General features: G+C 42.5%; 5 protein-coding genes. All 5 read left to right on the top strand.

Annotated elements, in window-relative coordinates:
- Window positions 1-903 (top strand): hypothetical protein (locus ACWVCM_RS01920; RefSeq protein WP_455200012.1); only part of this gene is annotated, 903 nt, incomplete at its 5' end.
- A gap of 405 nt (window positions 904-1,308) precedes the next feature.
- Complete coding sequence (locus ACWVCM_RS01915) at window positions 1,309-2,448, top strand: hypothetical protein (RefSeq protein ID WP_455200011.1); 1,140 nt, start codon at window positions 1,309-1,311, stop codon at window positions 2,446-2,448.
- A 155-nt stretch (window positions 2,449-2,603) separates the two neighbouring features.
- A complete protein-coding gene (locus tag ACWVCM_RS01910) occupies window positions 2,604-4,061 on the top strand; it encodes a circularly permuted type 2 ATP-grasp protein (protein ID WP_455200010.1) in 1,458 nt (485 codons plus the stop codon).
- Between the two features lie 2 nt (window positions 4,062-4,063).
- The gene (locus tag ACWVCM_RS01905) at window positions 4,064-4,984 is read left to right on the top strand and encodes an alpha-E domain-containing protein (protein WP_455200009.1); all 921 of its coding nucleotides are present in this window, start codon (window positions 4,064-4,066) and stop codon (window positions 4,982-4,984) included.
- 114 nt (window positions 4,985-5,098) lie between these two features.
- Entirely contained in the window at window positions 5,099-5,653 is a 555-nt protein-coding gene (locus ACWVCM_RS01900; RefSeq protein ID WP_455200008.1) for a hypothetical protein, read from the top strand.
- The last annotated feature ends 53 nt before the right edge of the window (window positions 5,654-5,706 follow it).

The following is a 5,706-nucleotide window of genomic DNA, read 5'->3' as shown; positions in this document are numbered from 1 at the left end:
TCCTATGATCTCGATACCTATAAGGAGCTTTTTGTAAGTATGATAAGTATCAGCCGCAATACACTTCGCTATCGATTCAATCTAGAACCGGAACCAGCAGGAAACGATTCCCAAATTTGTAGAAGTAAAAATTTGCTCGTTTTCTTCTTGTTTCTTGCCAGTTTAGTTGGGTGTGCCTCATCACCTTATATAGCTGAAAAAGATGATTGGTCACTTGACATGGAAGATGATAGTTATAGTTATTCGTCACCTTATATGGAGGATCATAGTGACGTGGTTACTATATCGATGAAAGATTTAAAAGGCTTTTTAATGGAATACCAGCCAATAGAAGTATCAGAGCTTCTTAATAATGCAGAGTTGCTACAAAGAGTTAACCTTGATATCCAGATTAATCATATGACTGCTAAGGTGGTAGAAATTGAAGGTGGCAAATATTTCGTAAGAGCTTTTGATTTAGGCATGTCGAACGCTGAAAATATATCAATACAAAGCTTTGTTATTCCAGCCCAATATGGTCCTGACTATATTTTTTATCCGGCATTGACTGTTTATGACGCTGACCAAAAGAAGATATCCGAAATAAAGCCAGAATTCAATGGTTCTGTAAATGGTGGAATATTAAAATTAGACTTCAGCATACCAACTAACGCGAAATATTTAGTCGTTCATACTAATCAAGATTATTTGAAGTACGGTGCAGTTTCAGGTGAAGAAGGAGGTATTTCACATAGTATGGGCTATGCCAATACCCACAGTCCAGAATTGGGTGCTGCATACGGCGGCTTAATAGGAGGTTTAATATTTGCTGCAATCGATTCAGATACAAAATCACAGCATGATTTCTATTTTGCTCATGGAGGAATTATTGCTATTGAGGTAAGTGATAGCCAAAACAATTAGAGTACTAAATATTAGAGAGAATACCAGACGATGTTGTCACTAACGCAGGAATAATTAAATAGGTTAGAGCCAATATAACTTATTGAGCAGTTGGCATATGACGATTAAGGCTCTGATCTCTTTAACTTCTGAAAGGCAATGGAGACATGCTCCCTTCAAAGAACAATTGGAGAAACTGAGGTGCTCCTGCTTTTCGTCGCAGAAATCATTTCTGCAATCAACATTTAACACAACAGTAGTATTACCCGATTCAAAATATCGATATTTCAGAGAACTGGTGGATTTTCTCAGATTAGATTGCTTTTCAGTCTGTAATTGACTATCTATACTGTTTAATACCAGACAGTCCACTTCTGATTTCAGTTAACTTTAGCTGTTTTTCCCGATACAAATATGATTTCACTAATGAATAAATTGATGCTTGCGGTCTTGTTCTTCTCAATGGTCTATGGGGGTATGGCAATCGCATCACCCGCGCCAGCGCAATCTGGGCTTAATAAAATAATGACGGACGCTGGGAATATCATGATCGAGATATATCCTCTGGTCGTCGCGAAACGCCCTTTAACCAACGAAGAAATCGACTCTATTGATAACGCTCTTACCAAGTTATCCTATTTGTTTTTTGAAGCAAAACCGTTCATCAATGAAAAAAGTGATGGCTATCAGGTTTCATATGAATTTGTTTCTGAATATCTCAATGTTGTGAGATCAATACTGGCTAGCAGTCATTTTGACTTTGCACGTAACCATTTATATGCGCTTGGAGAAATATGCACAACCTGTCATACACAGGACACTACTTTAAGGACGCTATTTGCGGGTGCTAAGCGCGATCGCTTTAATGATGACTATGCCTATGCAGAATTTAACTATATGACCCGTAACTATCGTGATGCAATTATCTATTATGATAAACACTTAACGTCAGCAACCAGGAAAACAGAATTGGAAATAATTCAACCCTTGCAGAGAATTATTACCATTTATACACAAATAAACAGCAATCCTGCAGATGGTGTGGTCAAGCTGAAGACATACTTGAATTTAAAAGATCATACCCCTGAAACTAAAACACAGCTGACAGACTGGATTCGTGGAATGGAAGAACTGAATACTGGCAGGGTAAGCAATATTAAATCCATGACATTTGATGAGCTCAAGTCTTTTACTTATAAATACCTGGGTGATCTTGATAAAGTGACGATAACTATAAATTCAGATTCCAGCCAGGAAGTGCAGCGCGTATGGCTAAGAGGCCAACTTTACCATTATCTGAACAACAACCCGGGCGCTAACGAAATTCCCGCGATACTTTACTGGCTTTCTGTTGCGGATCGCTCTATTGCCTATAACTTCTACTTCTCAATGACCGATCTTTATTTGAAGCAATGCGTATTAAAATATCCAGAGCATAAATACGCACATCGCTGTTATAAAGAGTTTCGTGAATATGTGGACTATACCTACTCTCGACAGGGTGAGCCTATTCCCGACAGCATCAGGCAAGAACTCAGGGAGCTTAAAATGAAGCTAGCCAGGTAAAAGCAACAGATGCTACCCTTTCTGCCTGCCGGGTGCTCTGGCAACGTCGGTGGTTATCCATAAAGTAATACCTTCATTCTAATTGATTTACAACTTTGTAAAGTTTATATAGTGTATATGCTTTACAAATCCAATCCTGTTGGCTGACTTAATTTATGGCTATACGCTGGGGCAGTTACACTACAAAAGGATTTTACGACGAGCTGATTCGTGTCGCGGGAAAACCGCGTCCGGTTGCCGATTCCCTGTGCCAGTTTTTGCGGGGGTTGAAAGACCGGGAAATCGAAGAATACAAATCAGCCGCTGACATTGCGATTCAGGTAATGGGTATTTCTTTTACCGTGTACACGGAAGAAGAAGGTTCCATTGATCGTGCCTGGCCCTTTGATCTGATTCCCCGTGTGATTCCAAAGTCCGAATGGATGCAGGTCGAACAGGGCCTGAAGCAGCGGGTTAAAGCATTGAACATGTTCATTGACGATATATACCATGAACAAAATGTTGTTAAAGATGGTGTGTTGCCGGCGAGCCTGCTGGAGGATTCCGTTAATTATCGTAAACAGTGTATTGGGATTGACCCGCCGGGTAGAATCTGGGCGCATATCTGTGGGTCAGACCTGGTCCGTGGTGCCGATGGAACCATGTACGTGCTCGAGGATAACTTGCGTGTGCCCTCTGGTGTCTCCTACATGTTGGAAAACCGCCTTGTCATGAAGCGGGTTTTCCCTGATTTGTTTGCCGAACAAAGCATCTTGCCCGTGGATGATTATCCATCGCAGCTTTACGACATGCTTACCGCCATTTCTCCACGAAAAATTGATCAGCCAGAAGTTGTTGTATTGACGCCGGGCATTTATAACTCTGCCTATTTCGAGCATTCCTACCTGGCCCAGCAAATGGGCGCTGAGCTGGTAATGGGCAGGGACCTGGTGGTAGAGAAAGACGATTGCGTATATATGCGAAACGTGGAAGGGCTGTCCCGTGTCGATGTTATTTACCGGCGCATCGATGATTTGTTTCTTGATCCCGAGGTCTTTAATCCGGATTCGGCGCTGGGTGTTCCCGGACTGATGCGGGCCTGGAAGGCAGGCAATGTTGCCCTCGCCAATGCACCGGGTGCCGGGGTGGCAGATGATAAAGTGGTTTATTCCTACGTGCCGGATATTATTCGCTACTATCTTAATGAAGAGCCACAGATAGCCAATGTACCCACATACCAGTGTATTAAACCGGAAGACAGGGAGTACGTGCTCGATAATATCAGGGATCTCGTCGTCAAACCGGCAAACGAGTCGGGTGGTTATGGTATGTTGATTGGACCGCAGGCTACCCAGAAAGAACGTAATCATTTTAAGAAGCTGATTAGAAAAGATCCGCGTAATTATGTGGCGCAACCCTTACTGATTCTTTCCACCGCGCCCACACTGGTGGGTAATCGCGTAGAACCACGACATCTGGATTTACGTCCTTTTATTCTATCAAGTCCAGACTCTACTTATGTTACGACGGGCGGCTTGACACGCGTTGCCCTGAGAAAAGGTTCCACTGTTGTTAATTCATCCCAGGGTGGCGGCAGTAAAGATACCTGGATCGTTGATGATGAGGTGCAGTAATCATGTTATCGCGGGTAGCTGAAAATATTTACTGGATGGCGCGATACATTGAGCGCTCCGAGAATACGGCGCGCATGATTATGGTAAACACGAATCTGCTGCTTGACTTGCCTAAAGGCATACAGCCTGGCTGGCAGCCGATTATCGAGATTCTCGGTTGCGTAGACAACTATGAGGAGCAGAATGAAGATTATGAAGAACGTGCTGTTCTTAAGTATTTAATCGCAGAAATGAATAGCACAAATTCTATTTTACATGCCTTGCATCAGGCTCGGGAGAACGCGCGTACCATTCGGGATATTATTCCCCGTGAAGCATGGGAAAGGATTAACAACCTTTACCATATCGCAAAGAGTAACGCACAAAGTGGTTATTCGAAGAAAGGCCGCCATCAATATTTACAGGAAATCATTTTAGGAGCGCAAACGATCACCGGTTTATTGGCCGGAACCATGATTCATGACATGGGTTATGATTTTTTGAAAATTGGACGAAATCTTGAACGAGCAGATATGACGACCCGTATTATTGATGTGCGCTCGGCAGATCTACTACCTGAGCACGAATCCCTGGCGCCATTTGAAAATATTCAGTGGATGAGTGTTCTGAAGTCACTGACCGGTTATCAGATGTATCGCCGTACTTTACAGGTTCGCGTCAGTCGCCCCGACGTGCTCAAGTTTTTGCTTAAGCAAAAGAAGTTTCCACGCTCTTTTTATCATACTTTACTGGAAGTGAAAGGATGTATAAAAAACCTTCCCAGGAACGATGAGTTAATCAAGCAGGCTAACGATATCGGCAAAAAAGTTTTACGCGTTGACCAGGTTCTATTGAAACAGGATGAGTTGCATACGTTTATTGATGAACTCCAGTTGGGGCTGGTTGAATTGAATGCTGGCATATCGAAAAACTATTTTCTCTAACTCCTTCCCTTTAAGTAGTTAATAAATCAGCAAATTCTGTAAAATATAAAGATTTCCAGTCTTCCGTATATGAACTACAATGTTACTCCGTGCCAGAGAAATGAGATGTAAGCGATGACATATTGTGTAGCGGTTTCAACCAATAAAGGTTTGGTATTTTGTTCGGATTCCCGTACAAATGCCGGAGCAGATATGCTATCAAGCTATAGCAAGATGCATATCTTTAATCATTCCGACGATCGAGTTTTTGTAATTCTGGCCTCGGGTAGCCTGGCAACCACGCAGTCGATTATTAATCGAATTGAACAGGACATGGAGGAATCTGAAAAGAAAGGTTTACATTTATTTACCAAAATGACGGAGGCAGCACGTTACATTGGTCAGCTTTGCCGGGAAGAACATGAGCGGGCCAAAGCAGAAACGGCTGCCGAGGGTGTTGAGACTGCGGTAACATTTATATTTGGCGGACAAATCAAAGGTACTCCGCCGGCACTGTTCCTGATATATTCAGCAGGTAATTTTATTAAGGACTCTGAAGAAACCCCTTATTTGCAAATTGGTGAAAGCAAGTATGGCAAGCCTATCCTGGATCGCATAATAACCCGAGAAACATCACTTGAAGATGCAGCTCGCTGCACGATTGTGTCAATGGATTCCAGTTTTATGTAGTGATCTGTCTCAAAAGAGTCTTTCTCGTACACCAGCACTTCAATGGGTGGACC

Source organism: Kaarinaea lacus, assembly GCF_975902315.1.
This window is presented reverse-complemented; position numbering and strand designations above follow the sequence as displayed.

What these genes read in the sequence shown, in the direction of transcription:
- ACWVCM_RS01910 (WP_455200010.1), top strand. Translation starts at nt 2,604, where the DNA reads ATGGCTATACGCTGGGGCAGTTACACTACAAAAGGATTTTACGACGAG.
- ACWVCM_RS01905 (WP_455200009.1), top strand. Translation starts at nt 4,064, where the DNA reads ATGTTATCGCGGGTAGCTGAAAATATTTACTGGATGGCGCGATACATT.
- ACWVCM_RS01915 (WP_455200011.1), top strand. Translation starts at nt 1,309, where the DNA reads ATGAATAAATTGATGCTTGCGGTCTTGTTCTTCTCAATGGTCTATGGG.
- ACWVCM_RS01900 (WP_455200008.1), top strand. Translation starts at nt 5,099, where the DNA reads ATGACATATTGTGTAGCGGTTTCAACCAATAAAGGTTTGGTATTTTGT.